This window comes from Rhizobium phaseoli (genome assembly GCF_010668805.1).
Taxonomy (GTDB): Bacteria; Pseudomonadota; Alphaproteobacteria; order Rhizobiales; family Rhizobiaceae; genus Rhizobium; species Rhizobium phaseoli_A.
The window spans coordinates 102322-120141 of record NZ_WUFT01000007.1 but is presented as its reverse complement, the minus strand read 5'-3'; the positions used below and the strand labels follow the sequence as shown (position 1 = coordinate 120141).

Here is a 17820-nt window from a genome sequence, read left to right as displayed (position 1 = left end):
AATTAGAATGATAATGCAAGTCATTCGCAACAACAAAATCATCCGATGTTTTCGGGCCTAATGTTTTCAGGAACGCGGCCATTGCGTTTGTCGTTCCAGCGCATACATGGATGCCGATCGCGGATTGACGATCGTGCGACCCGAAGCGAAGGATGAGAGATGGCTGGATTGTTGCGAAAGCTGCTGCCGAAACGGTTCCGCAAGGACGGCATCACCATCCCGGTCGTCCGGCTGCAGGGTGCGATCGTCAGCGGCGGCGGCCAGTTCCGGCCGGCCCTCAATCTCGCCAATGTCGCTCCGGTTCTGGAGAAGGCCTTCGCCATGAAGGACGCGCCGGCGGTTGCCATCTCGATCAATTCGCCCGGCGGTTCGCCCGTCCAGTCCCGCCTGATCTTTACCCGCATTCGAGAACTCGCTCGCGAGAAGCAGAAAAAGGTGCTGGTCTTCGTCGAGGACGTCGCCGCCTCCGGCGGTTACATGATCGCCCTTGCCGGCGACGAGATCATTGCCGACGCCACCTCGATCGTCGGCTCGATCGGCGTCGTCTCCGGCGGGTTCGGCTTTCCCGAGCTGTTGAAGAAGATCGGCGTCGAGCGCCGCGTTTACACCGCCGGCGAAAACAAGGTGATCCTCGATCCTTTCCAGCCCGAAAAGGAAAAGGACATCGAATACCTGAAGAGTCTGCAGCTCGAAATCCACCAGGTTTTCATAGCAATGGTGCGCGAACGCCGCGCCGGGAAGCTGCGCGATGATGCGGCGGTGTTCTCAGGCCTGTTCTGGAGCGGCACCCGCGGCCTCGAACTCGGCCTCATCGATGGCCTCGGCGACATGCGCCAGGAATTGAAGCGGCGCTACGGCCAGAAGACCAAGCTGGAGCTTGTCACCGCCGGCCGAGGCCTGCTCGGCCGCCGTCTTCCCGGCGTCTCGCCGGTGTCGCTCGAAGGGGCCGCGTCCGGTCTTGCCACGGGGCTTGCCGAAGCGGCGGAAGAAAGAGCATTGTGGAGCCGTTTCGGGCTTTGACGGGAGCAGAAGAGGGTCATGCCGCAGCTTATCACCATCCTGATCCTGGTCTTCTCAGCCTGGTGGCTCTATCGCCGCTTCGTCTCCGATGCCCGCAAGCTCGCTGAAAAGTCGCGCCGGGCTGAGAAAGAGCGCCAGACCGGCGCGATCGGCACGCTGGTCAAGGACCCGGCGACGGGGGAATACCGGCTGAAGCGCGAGGGAGAATAGGCGTCACCGATTGCCTCTGCCCCTCATCCACCTGCCGGCATCGCGGCTGGGCAACCAGCCACCCGTGCAAAACTCTTGACCCCTGCCGCCCTGCATGGCACCTGTCGCGCCGATAATCCCTAATCAATCGGTGCCGTTTCATGTCAGCTATGCCAGACCATATGAACCCGAAGCGCTCCTTCCAGGCGCTGATCCTGACCCTGCATAACTATTGGGCGGACAAGGGTTGCGCGGTGCTGCAGCCCTACGACATGGAAGTCGGGGCCGGCACCTTCCACCCTGCCACAACGCTGCGCGCCCTCGGCCCTAAGCCATGGAAGGCCGCCTACGTCCAGCCGTCGCGGCGTCCATCCGACGGCCGATATGGCGAGAACCCCAACCGGCTGCAGCATTATTACCAGTATCAAGTCATCCTGAAGCCAAACCCGCCGAATCTGCAGGAACTCTATCTCGGCTCGCTCTCCGCGATCGGTCTCGATCCGCTGCTACACGATATCCGCTTCGTCGAGGACGACTGGGAGAGCCCGACGCTCGGCGCCTGGGGCCTCGGCTGGGAATGCTGGTGCGACGGCATGGAAGTGTCGCAGTTCACCTATTTCCAGCAGGTCTGCGGCATCGAATGCTCGCCGGTCGCTGGCGAACTGACCTATGGCCTCGAACGCCTCGCCATGTATGTTCAGGGTGTCGACAATGTCTACGATCTGAACTTCAACGGTCGCGAGGGCGACGAGAAGATCAGCTACGGCGACGTCTTCCTGCAGGCAGAGCAGGAATATTCACGCCACAATTTCGAATTCGCCAATACCGAGATGCTGCATCGCCACTTCGTCGATGCCGAGAAGGAATGCCGGGCGCTGCTCGATGCCGGCGCGCCTGCCGACAACGCCAACCAGCGCCTGCATAAATGCGTCTTCCCGGCCTATGACCAGTGTATCAAGGCCAGCCATGTCTTCAACCTGCTCGATGCCCGCGGCGTCATCTCGGTCACCGAGCGCCAAAGCTATATCCTGCGGGTGCGCACGCTCGCAAAAGCCTGCGGCGAAGCCTTCCTGCTGACCGATGCCGGCGGCGTCAACCTGTCGAAAGAGGCGGCGTAAAAGCCGCCGCTTGAGCATGTACATGCGCCCGTCATCCTGGCAAATCTCGGATGACAAGCAATAAGAAACCTGCATAGTCTCGCCAACACTTTGCTTCGTTTGGGGGATTCGCGATGTATATTGCACTTGGCGCCATCGTTTTGGTCGCACTCTATGTCGTCTTCATCTACAACGGCCTTGTTCGCTCCCGGCAGATGGCGGAGGAAGCATGGTCGGGCATCGACGTGCAGCTGAAGCGGCGCGCCGATCTGATCCCCAACCTGATCGAGACGGTCAAGGGTTATGCCGCCCATGAAAAGACCACGCTCGAAGAGGTGGTTTCGCTTCGCAACAAGGCGCAGGCCGTGCCATCGGGCGATGTCGCCGGCAGGGCGCAGGCGGAAGGGCTGCTCGGACAGGCGCTCGGCCGGGTCATCGCGCTCGCCGAAGCCTATCCCGATCTCAAGGCCAACCAGAATTTTGCCGAGCTGCAGGCCTCGCTGGAAACCATGGAAGGCGAGCTGCAGATGGCGCGGCGGTATTACAATGGTGCCGCCCGCGACCTGAACGTCAAGGTCGAAAGCTTCCCCTCCAATCTCGTCGCCGGCCAGTTCGGTTTTGCCAAGCGGGAATATTTCGAAATCACCAACGAGGCCGATCGCGCCGTCCCCAGCGTCAAATTCTGACGATCCGGCATTTTGCCTTTGCAAGAAAGCGATTAAGAGCAAAGGCAGATTGCGGCCGGCAAGAGTATGTCGCGCAAACTGTGTAGCGGCACGATGGACGGAAGAAACAGCATGACACCCACAGCCAAACTCACGATCATCCCGCCGGGCAAGCCGCTTTCGGGCCGCGCCATGCCGCCGGGCTCGAAGTCGATCACCAATCGCGCGCTGCTGCTCGCCGGCCTTGCCAAGGGCACGAGCCGGCTGACCGGCGCGCTGAAGAGCGACGATACGCGCTATATGGCCGACGCGTTGCGCGCCATGGGTGTTGCGATCGACGAGCCCGATGACACCAGTTTCGTCGTGACCGGCAGCGGCAGGCTGCTGCCGCCGAAAGCGCCACTCTTCCTCGGCAATGCCGGCACGGCGACACGCTTCCTGACGGCCGCCGCCGCCCTGGTCGACGGCACCGTCATCGTCGACGGCGACGAACATATGCGCAAGCGCCCGATCGGCCCGCTGGTCGAGGCGATGCGCACGCTGGGTATCGACGCGAGCGCCGAAACCGGCTGCCCGCCCGTCACCGTCAAAGGCACCGGCGGCTTCCAGGCCGACCGCATCCGCATCGATGGCGGCCTCTCCAGCCAGTATGTCTCGGCCTTGCTGATGATGGCGGCCGGCGGCGACCGGCCGGTCGATATCGAACTGGTCGGCGAGGATATCGGCGCGCTCGGTTATATCGATCTGACCACGGCGGCGATGAAGGCCTTCGGCGCCAAGGTCGAAAAGACCAGTCCCGTCACCTGGCGCGTCGAGCCGACCGGTTACCGCGCCGCCGACTTCATCGTCGAGCCCGATGCCTCGGCTGCGACCTACCTCTGGGCCGCCGAAGTCCTGACCGGCGGCGCGATCGATCTCGGCATTCCCTCCGACGCCTTTTCGCAGCCGGATGCGCGCGCCTACGACATGATCGCCCGTTTTCCGCAGCTGCCGGCCGAAATCGACGGCTCGCAGATGCAGGATGCCGTCCCGACGCTTGCGGTGCTCGCCGCCTTCAACGAGACGCCGGTTCGCTTCGTCGGCATCGCCAATTTGCGCGTCAAGGAATGCGACCGCATCCGGGCGCTCTCGACCGGCCTCAATCGTATCGTCCCGGGGCTTGCCCGCGAAGAGGGCGACGATCTGATCGTCAAGTCCGATCCGGCCCTTGCAGGACAGCGTCTTCCAGCCGAGATCGACAGTTTCGCCGATCACCGCATCGCCATGAGTTTCGCGCTCGCCGGGCTGAAGATCGACGGCATCACCATTCTCGATCCCGATTGCGTAGGCAAGACCTTCCCCGCCTATTGGCGGACGCTTGCCGCCCTCGGGGTGACATATCAGGACAAGGATTGAGGCAACGCGCAGCCGAGGCTGCCCGCGGGGAGACAGGGATGGGGCGTCGGTTTTTCGGCTTTTGTTTTGCACTGCTGTTGATATTTACCGCTCCGGCGGCCTTTGCCGCCGAGGTCATCGACAGTTTCGCCTCCGACATCGTACTCGAAAAGAGCGGCGCGATGACGGTGACGGAAACGATCACCGTCAATGCCGAGGGCAACCAGATCAATCACGGCATCTTCCGTGATTTCCCGCTCTATTTCACCGATGCCGCAGAGCGTCGCCGCAGCGTCGATTTCGATATGGTCTCGGTGCAGCGCGACGGCGCGGATGAGCCCTGGCACACTGAATCGATTTCGGGCGGCATCCGCATCTATGCCGGTTCTGCCGACGTGAGGGTGACGCCGGGCCGTCATCGTTATGTCTTCACCTACAAGACCAACCGCCAGATCCGCTATTTCGACGATCATGCCGAACTCTACTGGAACGTCACCGGCAATGGCTGGATCTTCCCGATCCGCTCGGCCACGGCGACGGTGACGCTGCCGCCGGGTGTTGCCGCCACCGACACGGTCTTTTTTACCGGCCCTCAGGGCGGGACGGGAAAGAACGCCCGCGTCGACGAGACCGGCGCCGGCCTGGTCTTTGCAACGACCGCGCCGCTTGACGCCAATGAGGGCCTGACCTTCGCCATCCGCATGCCGAAGGGGGCGATCGATCCGCCGAGCGCGGATATGGAAAGCACATGGTGGCTGAAGGACAACCGCAATTATTTCATCGGCTTCGGCGGTCTGATCCTGGTTTTCGCCTATTACACCTGGTCCTGGCTGAAGGTCGGCCGCGATCCCGCCCGCGGCGTCGTCGTGCCGCGCTGGGACGCACCTGATGGCATCTCGCCGGCGCTGGTCAACTACATCGACAATAAGGGCTTCTCCGGCGAGGGCTGGACGGCGCTGTCTGCCACGGCGCTCAATCTTGCCGTCCGCGGTTACGTCAAGCTCGAAGACCTGAAGAATTCGATCGTCATCCAAGGTACCGGCAAAGCGCTCGGCAAGGAGAAATTCCAGGCCGGCGAAATGGAACTGCTGAAGGTTGCCGGCGGTGCGGGTTCGACACTGACGATCGACAAGGCCAATGGCGAGCGGGTCAAATCCGTCGGCCAGGCTTTCCGTTCGGCGATCGAGAAGGAGCACCGCGGCAAATATTACAATTCCAACCTGGGTTATACCGCAGGCGGCATCGCGCTCAGCGCCGCCGCCCTGGTGGCGCTGTTCGTCTTTGGCTCGCTGGAACCGGAGACGATCGCGCTGATGCTGATCCCGACCGCCATCGCGGTTTTTGTTGCCGTGTTCGCTGCCGGCCTCGTCAGGTCGCTGCATCGCGGCACGTCGCTGTTCGGCAAGATCATCGCCATCATCACCACCGCGGTCGGCGTTTTCGTCGGCATCAGCATTCTTGCGGTCGTCGTTATGGCGCTTGCCTCGTCGCTGGTAGAACTGCATGAAACGCCGATGCTCTTTGCCGTCGGCGGCATCGTGCTTTTGAACATCCTCTATTTCTTCATCATGAGCGCGCCGACCCCGCTTGGCGCCAAGATGATGGACGGCATCGACGGCTTGCGCCAATATCTGACGCTGGCCGAGAAAGACCGGATGAACACGGCGGGCGCCCCGCAAATGTCGCCGCGCCATTTCGAGACGCTGCTGCCCTATGCCGTGGCGCTCGGCGTCGAAAAACCCTGGTCGCGCACCTTCGAGACCTGGCTTGCAGCCGCCGCGGCCGGTGCGGCCGCTGCTTACGCGCCCGCCTGGTATTCCGGCAATTTCAACAGCGGCAGCTTTTCCGACCGCATCGGCGGCTTTTCCTCGTCGATGGCCTCGACCATCGCGTCGACGATCCCTGCGCCGCCGCCCTCGAGTTCGTCCTCCGGTTTTTCCGGCGGCGGTTCGTCCGGCGGGGGTGGCGGCGGCGGCGGGGGAGGCGGCTGGTAAGCTTTCCCGCTTGACCTTTCAGCCCTTGGCCCTTAACCGCCAGAGGCAAAAGGAAAGGGTCGCGCATGAAGGTTCTGTTGATCGGATCGGGCGGACGCGAGCATGCGCTCGCCTGGAAGCTGGCGCAATCGCCGTTGATGACGGAATTTTACGCCGCACCCGGCAATCCCGGTATTGGCGAACACGCCATCCTCGTGCCCCTCAATACCGAGGATCATGAAGCGGTCGCCGCTTTCTGCAAGGACAAGGCGATCGATTTCGTCGTCGTCGGCCCGGAAGCGCCGCTCGTCGCCGGCCTTGCCGACCGGCTGCGCGCCGATGGCCTGACGGTCTTCGGCCCCTCCGCCGCCGCTGCCCAGCTTGAGGGCTCGAAGGGCTTCACCAAGGATATCTGCGCCCGCTACGGCATTCCGACGGGCGCCTACCAGCGCTTCAACAATGGGCCGAAGGCCAAAGCCTATATCCGCGCTGAAGGCGTGCCGATCGTCGTCAAGGCCGATGGGCTTGCCGCCGGCAAGGGCGTGACGGTGGCAATGACGCTGGATGAAGCCTTGGCCGCGGTCGACGACTGCTTCGAGGGTGCCTTTGGCGAGGCCGGCGCCGAAGTCGTCGTCGAAGCCTATCTCGACGGCGAGGAGGCAAGCTTCTTCTGCCTCTGCGACGGAAAGAACGCGCTGCCGCTCGCAACCGCCCAGGATCACAAGCGGGTGGGCGAGGGCGATACCGGCGTCAATACCGGCGGCATGGGCGCCTATTCGCCGGCGCCCGTGATGACCGCCGAAATGGTCGAGCGGACCATGAAGGAGATCATCGAGCCGACGATGCGTGGCATGGCCGAGAGCGGTCATCCTTTCTCCGGCGTGTTTTTTGCCGGGCTGATGATCACCAGCAAGGGGCCGGAGCTCATCGAATACAATGTCCGCTTCGGCGATCCGGAATGCCAAGTGATGATGATGCGGTTGAAAAGCGATCTGCTGCCGCTGTTGCTCGCCACCGCCAACGGCACGCTTGATCAGGTGAAGGCGGAATGGAATGACGATCCGGCGCTGACCGTGGTCATGGCCTCAAAGGGCTATCCCGGCGCCTACGCGAAGAACACCCCCATCCTCTCCGTGCCCGAGGCAGGCGAGGGCGAGAAGGTGTTTCATGCCGGCACGGGTCTGAAGGACGGCGCGCTGGTTGCCACCGGCGGCCGCGTGCTGAACGTCACCGCCTCGGGCGGCACGGTGGCCGAAGCCAAGGACCGCGCCTACGCGCTGCTCGATAGGGTCGGCTGGGAAAACGGCTTCTCCAGGCGCGACATCGGCTGGCGGGCGATCGAGCGCGAAACGGGCTCGGACAAAGTATAAACCGCGGCGTTCTTTAAATTTTTACCCTTTCCCCTGACGGGATGGAAACAAAGCTACGCTATACCGCTCTCATAGTGAGACGGAGGTGCGTTGATGCGTCAGATTTTCCTCGGTGCGGCAATCCTGCTGATGGCAGGCTCGGCGATGGCGTCCTCTATCGAGGTGATCGGCAAGGCGGCGCCACGGGCTGACGGCAGCATCGTCACCGAAACCTGTGCCGATTGCCCACCACTGCGGGCCGAACTGACCAAGAAGGACTATGCAGTGCCGGAACTCAAGCCCGGCGTTCTTCAGGCCAGTGAAGTCCGCGATGTCGGCGGCGAAAAGAAGATCTATCGCACCGAAGGCTGGATGGGCGGCTCACCCGTTGTCTTCGTCAGCAAGGCGACCCCGGAAGCGATCATTGCGGCCATGCCGCCGACCCCGCCTGCCGATGGCATCGATATGAGCGCGACGACCGCAGCCGTCATCGGCAGCGACGCCAAACCCGTTGTTGCCGGCATGGCGGAACAACCGGCGACGCTTAACGTTTCCGAATTCAATATACGCTTCTAAAGCAATTCGGTTTAGCGTCCGAAATTGCGCAAAACAAAAGTTCCCTGCCCCTGCCTGATCAAGGTTTCGATCGCTTGGGGTTCCACTCCGGTGGACCGGATGCACTCTCGAAGAGAAGCGAGGGTGCATTCCTGTTTTGGAACATGATGCCGAAAGTGGGTGAGGATTTGCTTTGCCGGCGACCCCCGGATTTTTAGGGAATTCGCGTCGCAAACTGTAAAATTAAAGCTTTCTTATCGGATAAGCCTCAATTGTGGCTCACCGGTCGCAGCATGTTGTTTTTAGCAGCGGTAGACGCGTCGTATTTTTCGGCGCGCTCGCACAAGCGGTAGAAGACCGCACCGGAATGCCCCACCATTCCCGTTGCGAGGATTCATGAAAAATCTCAAAATATCGAAGCAGCTTATATTGCTGGTTATCGGCCTGATGATAGCCTTTGCGATCGCCACGTCCCTGCAGATCCGCTCCTCGGTCGATGCGATCTACAAGGAGCGCTACGACATGCTCCGTTCTGAAGTTCAGTCGGCGGTCTCCGTTCTCAAGCTTTACCAGGCCAAGGTCACCGCGGGCGAAATGACGCTCGAGGATGCGCAGAAGCAGGCCTACGCCACCGTTAACGCGATGAAATACGATCCCGATGGCTATTTCTTCGGCTATAGCTACGACATCCAGATGATGTTCCACTTCGATGCCTCGAAGATCGGGCAGATCAACAAGGGCCAGCCGGACAGCAAAGGCAAGCTCTATCGCGAAGAGCTGGTCAAGCTCGGGCAGCAGGGCGGCGGTCTCGTCGAATATTATTCCACAGCCAAACCCGGCCAGCCGGCGGGCGATTTCCGCAAGACAGCCTATGCGCTGGCCTTCGACCCTTGGAAGGTCGTCGTCGTCACCGGCGTCTACATGGAGGATCTCGATGCCCAGATCAACAGCACGATCCTAACCGCCCTGTCCGGCAGCATCATACTGTTCTTCCTTGCTATTGCGGCCGCTTATCTCGTCATCCGCGGCATTTCAGGCCCTCTCAACAACGTCCATGCCGCCCTGAAGGCGGTGGCCGAAGAGGATGTTTCCATCGCAATCCCGCATACCGGCATGAACAATGAGGTCGGGATGATGGCCAAGGCGACGCTGTCGCTGCAGGAAAAGATCCGCGAACGCCACGCGATGTCGGATCGCGTGGCGGCCCAGCAGCTGGCGCTGGAAAACGAGCGCGAAAACAATCTGCGCCAGCAACAGGACGAAGCGACGCTCCAGACCCGGGTGGTGACGACCATTGGCCAGGCGCTGGAGATGATTGCCCGTGGCGATCTCACCGTCCGCTGCGCCGATCTCGGCCAAAAATATGCCGCCCTTCGCGACAACTTCAACGATGCATTGTCGCATCTCGAAGCCGCCATGGCCAAGGTCAGCGCCAAGGGCACCGATATCGGCACCAGCAAGGAAGAGATCCGCCGCGCCTCCAACGAACTGTCGCAGCGCACCGAGCGCCAGGCTGCCAGCCTTGAGGAAACCTCGGCGGCCCTCGACGAGCTCACCGTCGCCGTCCGCCAGACGGCCGATGGCGCCCACGAAGCCAGCAAGCGCGTCCACTCCGTCAGCACCGAAGCCACCCACAGCGATGCGATCGTCGGCCAGGCGATAGAGGCGATGAGCGGCATCGAGAAGTCGTCCTCGGAGATCACCAAGATCATCGGCGTCATCGACGAAATCGCCTTCCAGACCAACCTGCTGGCGCTGAATGCCGGTGTCGAGGCGGCCCGCGCCGGCGAATCCGGCAAGGGTTTTGCGGTCGTCGCCCAGGAAGTCCGCGAACTTGCCCAGCGTTCCGCCGCTGCGGCCAAGGAGATCAAGGACCAGATCGCCCGCTCTTCCACCCAGGTGGACCATGGCGTCCGTCTGGTCGGCGAGGCTGGCGAGGCGCTGAAGCGCATCTCCGACCAGATCAAGGCTGCCAACGAGATCGTCGCCAAGATCGCCCATAGCGCCTCCGAACAGGATACGACGCTGCGCTCGATCTCGTCGTCGATGAACCAGCTTGATGCCGCCACCCAGCAGAACGCCGCCATGGCCGAGGAGACCACGGCATCGGCCGAAACGCTGGCCACTGACACCGACGAACTGATCGACCTCATTCGCGGCTTCCGCGTCAGTGGCACCGGCGCGGCTCCGGCCATGCAGGGGCGCCGCGCCGCTTAAACGGCCCGCGAGTTCCGTCACCAGAGCCTGTGCGGCCGCCGGTTTCCGGCGGCCGTGCTGTCTTGGACGCAGATACTGTGTTGGTGTTCGAACTGACAAAGGCCACGGCAGCCGAACAAATTCAAGCGACGTGCTTGCGGCATGGATACTCGGGTCAAGCCCGAGTATGACGGAGGGTGGGGGCGAGATGGGCAAGAGGCGAGACGCCTGAGGAAATTCCAGCAAAATGCGCGCGCGATTTTGCATGGGAATCGTAGAAACAAAGACGGCAATTCCTACAAAATTACCACGCGCTTGCGGTACTTGCCGCATGCGTTACCACACCCTCCGTCGTCCTCGGGCTTCACCCGAGGACCCATGGCCGCAAGCACTGCGTCACGCTAAAGAACCCGGCCGAAGCCGAACATCACCCCGAAATCTTCGAGAAATCCGCAACCGTCCCCGTCGCCGCACGGATCAGCCGCAGCAAAGCGAGGCGGTTGGCGCGGATGGCGGCGTCTTCGTCGTTGACGAGCACTTCTTCGAAGAAGCGGTCGACCGGGCCGCGCAGCTTGGACAGCGCTGCCATCGCCGAGCGGAAATCTTCGCCGGCGACGGCATCAGCCGCTTCTTTCGATGCGCCTGAAATCGCCGTGAACAGCTCCTTTTCGGCGTCGAGTTTCAGCAGCGCCGGTGAAACCCCATCGGCGATCACTGTGCCCTTCTTTTCCTCGGCGGCGAGCAGCTGCGTGGCGCGCTTGGTGCCGGCAAGCAGGTTCTTGCCATCCTCGGAGGTGATGAAGGCGGTCAGCGCTTCGACGCGGCGCGCCACCATCAACAGGTCGTCGGCATCGGCTGTCAGCACGGCGTCGATCAGGTCGTGGCGGGCGCCCTGGTCGCGCAGATAGACCTTGAGACGGTCGTGGAAGAAGGAGAGCAGATCGGCGTCCTTGGTCGTCGCCAGCAGCGGCAGGCGGATTCGGCGCTCCAGCAGGATCCGGACGACGCCGAGTGCCGCACGCCGCAGCGCAAACGGATCCTTCGAGCCGGTCGGCTTTTCATCGATCGCCCAGAAGCCGGTCAGCGTGTCGAGCTTGTCGGCAAGCGCGATGGTGATCGCCACCTTGTCCTCCGGCACGCGGTCCGACGGACCCTGCGGCTTGTAATGGTCCTCGATGGCTGCGGCAACTGAGGCATCCTCACCCTGCAGCATCGCATATTTGCGGCCCATCAAGCCCTGCAGCTCGGGGAATTCGCCGACGGCTTCGGTGCGAAGATCGGCCTTGGCGAGCACGGCGGCGCGATCGGCGAGAGCCGCATCCGCACCGATGATCTTGGCCAATTCCTTGGCCAGCGCCCGGATGCGGGCGACGCGCGCCCCCTGCGTGCCGAGCTTGGCATGGAAGGTCACGTCGAGCGCATCGAGCTTGGCCATGCGCTGGTCGAGCGGCTTCTTCAGGTCGAGGCCGAATTTCTTTGCGGAAGCGTCAAGCGTCTCCAGATCCGGCAGGTCGCCCTGGTCGCGCTTCCAGAAATGCAGCGCATCCGAAAGCCGGGCCCGCACCACCTTGCCATTGCCATGGACGATTTCCTTGCCGCCGTCGTTCGCCTGGATATTGGCAACCAGAATGAACTTGTTCGACAGCGGTTCCTCGCCCTGCTTGCGGGTGACGAAACACTTCTGGTTGGTCTTGATGGTCAGCCGGATGATCTCGGAGGGGATCGAGAGATAATCTTCCTCGAAGCTGCCCATCAGCACCTGCGGCCATTCGACGAGGCCGGAGACTTCCTCCAGCAAGCTCTCGTCCTCCACGAGTTCAAGCCCATTGGCGAAGGAGATGTCGCGGGCGTCGTGCAGGATGATGTCCTTGCGCCGCTCGGCGTCGAGGATGACCTTCGCCTTTTCCAGGCTTGCCGCATAATCGTCGAAACGCCGGACGGTGATCGGCTCGGGCGCGTGGAAGCGATGGCCAAAGGTGATGTTGGAAGCGGTGATGCCGTCGATCTCGAAGGGGATGACGGTGGTCTCTTCATGCTCCGGGCCGAAGGTGCAGACGATCGACTGCAGCGGCCGCACCCAGCGCAGCGCGCCGGGTCTCGTGGAAGCCTTGCCCCAGCGCATCGACTTCGGCCAGGGAAAATCGCGGATGATGCCGGGCATCACTTCGGCGACGATCTCTTCCGTCCCGCGGCCGGGCTTGGAAATGACCGCGACATAGAAATCGCCCTTCTTCGGATCGCTGACCACCTGCGCTTCGGAGACCGACGAAAGGCCGGCGCCGCGCAGAAAGCCTTCGATCGCCTTCTCGTTGGCGTCGGTGCGCGGCCCCTTGCGCTCCTCGCGCACATCGGCCGAGCGCGCCGTCAGGCCGTGAATGTCGAGCGCAAGCCGCCGCGGCGTCCAGTATTCGCGCGCGCCCTCATAGGACAGACCCGCCTCGACAAGCGCATCGGTGACGAGCTTCTTGAGGTCGCCGGCAGCCTTGCGCTGCATGCGGGCCGGAATCTCTTCGGAGCGGAGTTCGAGAAGAAGGTTTGGCATGTCACACTTTTCCTTGCGCCCGCGGGCAGGGCGATCCAAAACGTTGCTTCTGCTATCAAAGAATGCCGCATCTGCACAACCGCAAAAACGGAAGAGGGCGATGGGCAGGGCGACCTAGCAAAGGTGTTGCCGCGCGGCCCCCTCATCTGCCTGCCGGCATCTTCTCCCCGAGGGGCGAAGGGATATGCCGCACTGTTTTCCTCCATCACAGACGGCGGCGGCAAGAATGGGCCGCTGCCGCACCTCCCCTTCTACCCATTGGGGAGAAGGTGCCCGGCAGGGCGGATGAGGGGGCCACGCGGCAACACGTCTGCCGATCCCCCAATCACTCAACTTCCGCTGTGAAAACCACAGTCGGGCATTGCCTTGCCGCTTTTCGCCGCTATGGTCCCGCAACTTTCGTCGAAACAGGAAACCTTCATGGCCGCTGACCTCCGTTTTCTCGCAGCCCGCATCTCGGCCGAAATCAGCGCCCGTCCCGAACAGGCCAAGGCCGCCATCGAGCTGCTCGACGAGGGCGCCACCGTGCCCTTCATCGCCCGCTATCGCAAGGAAGTGACCGGCGGGCTAGACGATACGCAGCTGCGCAATCTCGCCGAACGGCTGGTCTATCTGCGCGAACTCGAAGCCCGTCGCGACGCGATCGTCGAATCGATCACGGGCCAGGGCAAGATGACCGACGAGCTGAAGATGAAGGTTGCAGGCGCCGAGACCAAGGCCGAGCTCGAGGATCTCTATCTGCCCTACAAGCCGAAGCGCCGCACCCGCGCCGAAATCGCCCGCGAACGTGGCCTCGGCCCGCTTGCCGAGGCGATCCTTGCCGACCGCGGCCGGGAGCCGGCGGTGCTCGCCGAAGGCTTTATCACCGCTGACGTGCCCGATGTGAAGACGGCGCTCGAAGGCGCACGCGACATCGTCGCCGAAAGCATTGCCGAAAATGCCGCCCTGCTCGGCAGATTGCGCGCGCATCTGCGTCAGGCCTCGCTGCTGAAGGCCAGGGTCGTCGACGGCAAGCAGGCGACGGGCGAGAAGTTCTCCGATTATTTCGACCATTCCGAACGCTGGGCGACCGCCCCCGGCCACCGCGCGCTCGCCATGCTGCGCGGCTGGAACGAGGAGGTGCTGACGCTGACGATCGAAGCCGACGCCGAGACCGCCTCTCCGAACAAGCCGGTCGAACGCATGATCGCGTCAGCCTACGAGATCGGCGCGAGCCGCCCCGCCGATCGCTGGCTGATGGAGGTCGCAAGCTGGGCCTGGCGCGTCAAACTTTCCATGTCGCTCTCACTCGACCTGATGCGCGAACTGCGCGAAAGGGCCGAAGAGGAGGCGATCCATGTCTTCGCCCGTAATCTCAAGGATCTGCTGCTGGCAGCGCCCGCCGGCTCGCGCGCGACGATGGGTCTCGATCCCGGCATCCGCACCGGCGTCAAGGTCGCCGTCGTCGACGGCACCGGCAAGGTGATCGCGACTTCGACCGTCTATCCCTTCCAGCCGCGCAACGACGTGCGCGGCGCCCAGGTCGAGCTCGCCTCGCTGATCCGCAAGCACAATGTCGAGCTGATCTCAATCGGCAACGGCACCGGCAGCCGCGAAACGGAAAAGCTGGTGGCCGACATGCTGGCCGAGTTGCCGGCGCCGAAGCCGACCAAGGTCATCGTTTCCGAAGCGGGCGCCTCGGTCTATTCCGCCTCGGCGACTGCAGCGGCGGAGTTTCCCGATCTCGACGTGTCGCTGCGCGGCGCCGTCTCCATCGCCCGTCGCCTGCAGGATCCCCTGGCCGAGCTCGTCAAGATCGAGCCGAAGTCGATCGGCGTCGGCCAGTATCAGCACGACGTCGACCAGCAGAAGCTGTCGCGTTCGCTCGATGCAGTGGTCGAAGACGCGGTCAATGCCGTCGGCGTCGATCTCAACACCGCCTCTGCGCCGCTGCTTTCCCGCGTCTCCGGCCTCGGCCCGTCGATTGCCGATGCCATCGTTCGCCACCGCGATAGCGAGGGCCGTTTCGAGACACGGCGAGATCTCATGAAGGTTGCCCGGCTCGGCGGCCGCACCTTCGAGCAATGCGCCGGCTTCCTGCGCATCCCGAACGGCAAGGAGCCGCTCGATGCCTCGTCGGTGCATCCGGAGGCCTACGGTGTCGCCAAGAAGATCGTCGCCGCCTGCGGCCGTGATCTGCGCGCGCTGATGGGCGACAGCGCCATGCTGAAATCGGTCGATCCGCGCCAGTTCATCGACGAGAAATTCGGTCTGCCGACGGTCAGGGACATCATTTCGGAGCTGGAAAAGCCAGGTCGCGACCCGCGTCCGAGTTTCAAGACCGCGACCTTCGCCGAGGGCGTCAACGAAATTTCCGACCTCACGCCCGGCATGGTGCTTGAGGGAACGGTGACCAATGTCGCCGCCTTCGGCGCCTTCGTCGATATCGGGGTGCACCAGGATGGGCTGGTGCATGTGTCCCAGCTCGCCGATCGCTTCGTCAAGGATCCGCACGAGGTCGTCAAGGCGGGCGATGTCGTCAAGGTGCGGGTCGTCGAGGTCGATGCCAAGCGCAAGCGCATCGCTCTTTCGATGAAACGCGACGACGGTTCTTCGGCACCTGCGCCGCGGGGTGATTCTCGCGGAAACCAAAACTCCAAGCTGCAGAACGAGCGCCGGCCTGCCGCTCCGAAACCGGAGAGCCAGGGTGCTTTCGGCGCCGCACTTGCCGAAGCCATGAAGCGAAAATAAGGGTTTAGCTGGTGTTTCGGCAGAAATGCAACAGTTTGGCAACGTTCTGAGTGGAGTGCTAAATCCGGCGCTTGTAAGGCGAAAGAGAGTGATTAAGTTGATGTGACCATCCTGTCACATTTGCGAGGCGTCCATGGCGTCAGCTTTCCTTTCGATCGTCCAGCAAATCATCCGCAAGGGTTCGTTGATACTTACCCTTGCGGATGGCGAGACCCATATGATCGGCGACGGCAGCGGTGAAACCGTTGCCGCCCGCCTTGCCGATCAGGAGGCCGAGGACGCCATCCGGCGCGACCCGACGATGAAGCTCGGCGAAATGTACATGCAAGGCCGGTTCATTCTCGAACAGGGCGACATCTATGATTTCCTGTCGCTGGTGAAGCAGAACACCACCAACGAGATCTTCGATTTCAAGATGGCAACCTTGCTCGTCGGCCGCATTGCCTGGCAGCAGGTAAAGAGCCGCATGCCCGGCAATCGCAACAAGCACAACGTCGCCCATCACTACGACTTGTCGGCCAAACTTTTCGATCTGTTTCTCGACGAGGACTGGCAATATTCCTGCGCCTATTTCGAACCACCAGGCATCGGTCTCGACGAGGCGCAGCTTGCCAAGAAACGCCATATCGCCGCCAAGCTTCTGCTCGAGCCGAACCAGCGCATCCTGGAGATCGGCTCCGGCTGGGGCGGTATGGGCATGTACCTGACGGAGGCGACCGATGGAGCCGATTTCACCGGCATCACCCTGAGCGAGGAGCAGCTCAAGGTCTCGCGCAATCGGGCGGAAAAGCGCGGTCTGTCCGAGCGTGTGCGTTTCGAGCTGCAGGACTACCGCACCATGACCGGCAGGAAGTTCGACCGCATCGTCTCGGTCGGCATGTTCGAACATGTCGGCATCGGCAATTACCCCAATTTCTTCCGCAAGGTATCGGACCTGCTCGACGACAACGGCGTCATGGTGCTGCATTCGATCGGCCGTCCGAAGCCGAGCTTCGGCACCAATGCCTTCATCGAGCGGTACATCTTCCCGGGCGGCTATATTCCCTCCGTCGGCGAAGTCGTGCCGCCGCTCGAAAAGGCCGGGCTGCTGGTCAAGGATGTCGAAATCCTGCCGATGCATTATGCCTATACGCTGCGCCATTGGCGCGAGCGTTTCGTGGCGCGCAAGGCCGAAGCGGTGGCGCTTTACGACGAGCAGTTCTTCCGCATGTGGGAATTTTATCTGGCCGGTTCCGAAATCGGTTTCCGCTGGGACGAACTCTTCATCCTGCAGATCCAGATCGCCAAGAACCAGTTCGCCGTTCCCGACAACCGCAACTACATCGCGCGGAACGAGGCCAGGCTGAAGGAATTCGAGGCGAGGCGCGCGCCGCTGGAAAAGGTAACGTTCTGAGCGGCAGTACCTGTGCCCTCCACAATGAAAGGACTGCGGATGAGCAGTGCGTTCCCCGAAATCTATCTCGTCCGCCATGGCGAAACCGAATGGAGCCTGTCCGGGCGCCATACCGGACGCAGCGATATTCCGCTGACGGCGAACGGCGAGGACGCCGCCGGCAAGCTTGCCGAACGGCTGGCCGGTCACGCCTTCTCCGCCGTCTGGTCGAGCCCGTCGGCGCGAGCCCGCAAGACCTGCGTGCTTGCCGGTTTCGGATCGGGCGTAGTGATCAACGAGGATCTCGCCGAATGGGATTACGGCGCATATGAAGGCATCACCACCAAGGCGATCCTGACGGAGCGCCCCGGCTGGCAGCTCTTTCGCGACGGCTGCCCGAATGGAGAGTTCGCTGCCGATGTCGGCGCCCGCGCCGACGCCGTCATCCACGCGCTTCGCCAAGCGGCCGGCACCATCCTGATCTTCTCCAGCTCGCATTTCCTGCGTGTGCTCGCCGCCCGCTGGCTCGGCCTGCCGCCGGAAGGCGGTGCGCATTTCGTGCTCGATACGGCTTCTATCAGCGTGCTCGGTTACGAACACGATCTGACGGAGCCGGTCATTCGCCGGTGGAACCAGAGATAGGGAACCGCGGGGGGGGTGGTTAGCGGAATTCGATAGCAGATGCGACCACCGTGTGGCAGGCCGTTGATTAGCGCCCTTTGTTTCGCCGTGGTTAACACTGGGGTAACGACATCCGG

13 protein-coding genes are annotated in these 17820 nt (G+C 62.7%); 12 read left to right on the top strand and 1 reads right to left on the bottom strand.

Annotation, left to right across the window (positions count from 1 at the left end; translation table 11 throughout):
• The first annotated feature begins 159 nt into the window (after window positions 1-159).
• The 9 genes from GR197_RS12665 (at window position 160) to GR197_RS12625 (ending at window position 10439) form a co-directional block, all read left to right on the top strand.
• Window positions 160-1020: a S49 family peptidase gene (locus GR197_RS12665; RefSeq protein ID WP_164009899.1), complete on the top strand. Its 861-nt coding sequence runs from the start codon at window positions 160-162 to the stop codon at window positions 1018-1020.
• Between the two features lie 18 nt (window positions 1021-1038).
• Complete coding sequence (locus tag GR197_RS12660; RefSeq protein ID WP_003556931.1) at window positions 1039-1230, top strand: membrane protein; 192 nt, start codon at window positions 1039-1041, stop codon at window positions 1228-1230.
• 140 nt (window positions 1231-1370) lie between these two features.
• The gene (locus tag GR197_RS12655; RefSeq protein WP_164009897.1) at window positions 1371-2327 is read left to right on the top strand and encodes a glycine--tRNA ligase subunit alpha; all 957 of its coding nucleotides are present in this window, start codon (window positions 1371-1373) and stop codon (window positions 2325-2327) included.
• 113 nt (window positions 2328-2440) lie between these two features.
• Window positions 2441-2992 carry a LemA family protein gene (locus GR197_RS12650; protein ID WP_164009895.1) on the top strand — a complete coding sequence of 184 codons (552 nt, stop codon included), beginning with the start codon at window positions 2441-2443 and terminating at the stop codon, window positions 2990-2992.
• A gap of 111 nt (window positions 2993-3103) precedes the next feature.
• On the top strand, window positions 3104-4366 hold the full coding sequence (locus GR197_RS12645) for a 3-phosphoshikimate 1-carboxyvinyltransferase (RefSeq protein ID WP_164009893.1): 1263 nt from the start codon (window positions 3104-3106) through the stop codon (window positions 4364-4366).
• 38 nt (window positions 4367-4404) lie between these two features.
• Complete coding sequence (locus GR197_RS12640; protein ID WP_164009891.1) at window positions 4405-6339, top strand: DUF2207 domain-containing protein; 1935 nt, start codon at window positions 4405-4407, stop codon at window positions 6337-6339.
• Window positions 6340-6404: 65 nt separating this feature from the next.
• A complete protein-coding gene (purD, locus tag GR197_RS12635; protein ID WP_164009889.1) occupies window positions 6405-7688 on the top strand; it encodes a phosphoribosylamine--glycine ligase in 1284 nt (427 codons plus the stop codon).
• A gap of 93 nt (window positions 7689-7781) precedes the next feature.
• Window positions 7782-8243, top strand: a complete 462-nt coding sequence (locus GR197_RS12630) for a plant virulence effector HPE1-like domain-containing protein (RefSeq protein ID WP_164009887.1) — start codon at window positions 7782-7784, stop codon at window positions 8241-8243.
• Window positions 8244-8618: 375 nt separating this feature from the next.
• On the top strand, window positions 8619-10439 hold the full coding sequence (locus GR197_RS12625) for a methyl-accepting chemotaxis protein (protein WP_164009885.1): 1821 nt from the start codon (window positions 8619-8621) through the stop codon (window positions 10437-10439).
• 406 nt (window positions 10440-10845) lie between these two features.
• Here the strand turns inward: GR197_RS12625 and glyS are convergent, their stop codons facing one another.
• A complete protein-coding gene (gene glyS / locus GR197_RS12620; RefSeq protein WP_164009883.1) occupies window positions 10846-12960 on the bottom strand; it encodes a glycine--tRNA ligase subunit beta in 2115 nt (704 codons plus the stop codon).
• A gap of 420 nt (window positions 12961-13380) precedes the next feature.
• Here glyS and GR197_RS12615 point away from each other — a divergent pair, with 420 nt between their 5' ends.
• From GR197_RS12615 to GR197_RS12605, 3 genes are all read left to right on the top strand, one after another.
• Complete coding sequence (locus GR197_RS12615; protein ID WP_164009880.1) at window positions 13381-15690, top strand: Tex family protein; 2310 nt, start codon at window positions 13381-13383, stop codon at window positions 15688-15690.
• Between the two features lie 133 nt (window positions 15691-15823).
• Window positions 15824-17083, top strand: a complete 1260-nt coding sequence (locus GR197_RS12610; protein WP_164009878.1) for an SAM-dependent methyltransferase — start codon at window positions 15824-15826, stop codon at window positions 17081-17083.
• Window positions 17084-17122: 39 nt separating this feature from the next.
• The gene (locus GR197_RS12605; protein ID WP_164009876.1) at window positions 17123-17704 is read left to right on the top strand and encodes a histidine phosphatase family protein; all 582 of its coding nucleotides are present in this window, start codon (window positions 17123-17125) and stop codon (window positions 17702-17704) included.
• Window positions 17705-17820 lie beyond the last annotated feature (116 nt).

Bases quoted from the DNA above. Each gene is read 5' to 3' on its own strand.
- GR197_RS12660 (WP_003556931.1), top strand. From the start codon at position 1,039: ATGCCGCAGCTTATCACCATCCTGATCCTGGTCTTCTCAGCCTGGTGG.
- purD (WP_164009889.1), top strand. From the start codon at position 6,405: ATGAAGGTTCTGTTGATCGGATCGGGCGGACGCGAGCATGCGCTCGCC.
- GR197_RS12630 (WP_164009887.1), top strand. From the start codon at position 7,782: ATGCGTCAGATTTTCCTCGGTGCGGCAATCCTGCTGATGGCAGGCTCG.
- GR197_RS12625 (WP_164009885.1), top strand. From the start codon at position 8,619: ATGAAAAATCTCAAAATATCGAAGCAGCTTATATTGCTGGTTATCGGC.
- GR197_RS12610 (WP_164009878.1), top strand. From the start codon at position 15,824: ATGGCGTCAGCTTTCCTTTCGATCGTCCAGCAAATCATCCGCAAGGGT.
- GR197_RS12655 (WP_164009897.1), top strand. From the start codon at position 1,371: ATGTCAGCTATGCCAGACCATATGAACCCGAAGCGCTCCTTCCAGGCG.
- GR197_RS12650 (WP_164009895.1), top strand. From the start codon at position 2,441: ATGTATATTGCACTTGGCGCCATCGTTTTGGTCGCACTCTATGTCGTC.
- GR197_RS12615 (WP_164009880.1), top strand. From the start codon at position 13,381: ATGGCCGCTGACCTCCGTTTTCTCGCAGCCCGCATCTCGGCCGAAATC.
- GR197_RS12645 (WP_164009893.1), top strand. From the start codon at position 3,104: ATGACACCCACAGCCAAACTCACGATCATCCCGCCGGGCAAGCCGCTT.
- GR197_RS12640 (WP_164009891.1), top strand. From the start codon at position 4,405: ATGGGGCGTCGGTTTTTCGGCTTTTGTTTTGCACTGCTGTTGATATTT.
- GR197_RS12605 (WP_164009876.1), top strand. From the start codon at position 17,123: ATGAGCAGTGCGTTCCCCGAAATCTATCTCGTCCGCCATGGCGAAACC.
- GR197_RS12665 (WP_164009899.1), top strand. From the start codon at position 160: ATGGCTGGATTGTTGCGAAAGCTGCTGCCGAAACGGTTCCGCAAGGAC.
- glyS (WP_164009883.1), bottom strand. From the start codon at position 12,960: ATGCCAAACCTTCTTCTCGAACTCCGCTCCGAAGAGATTCCGGCCCGC.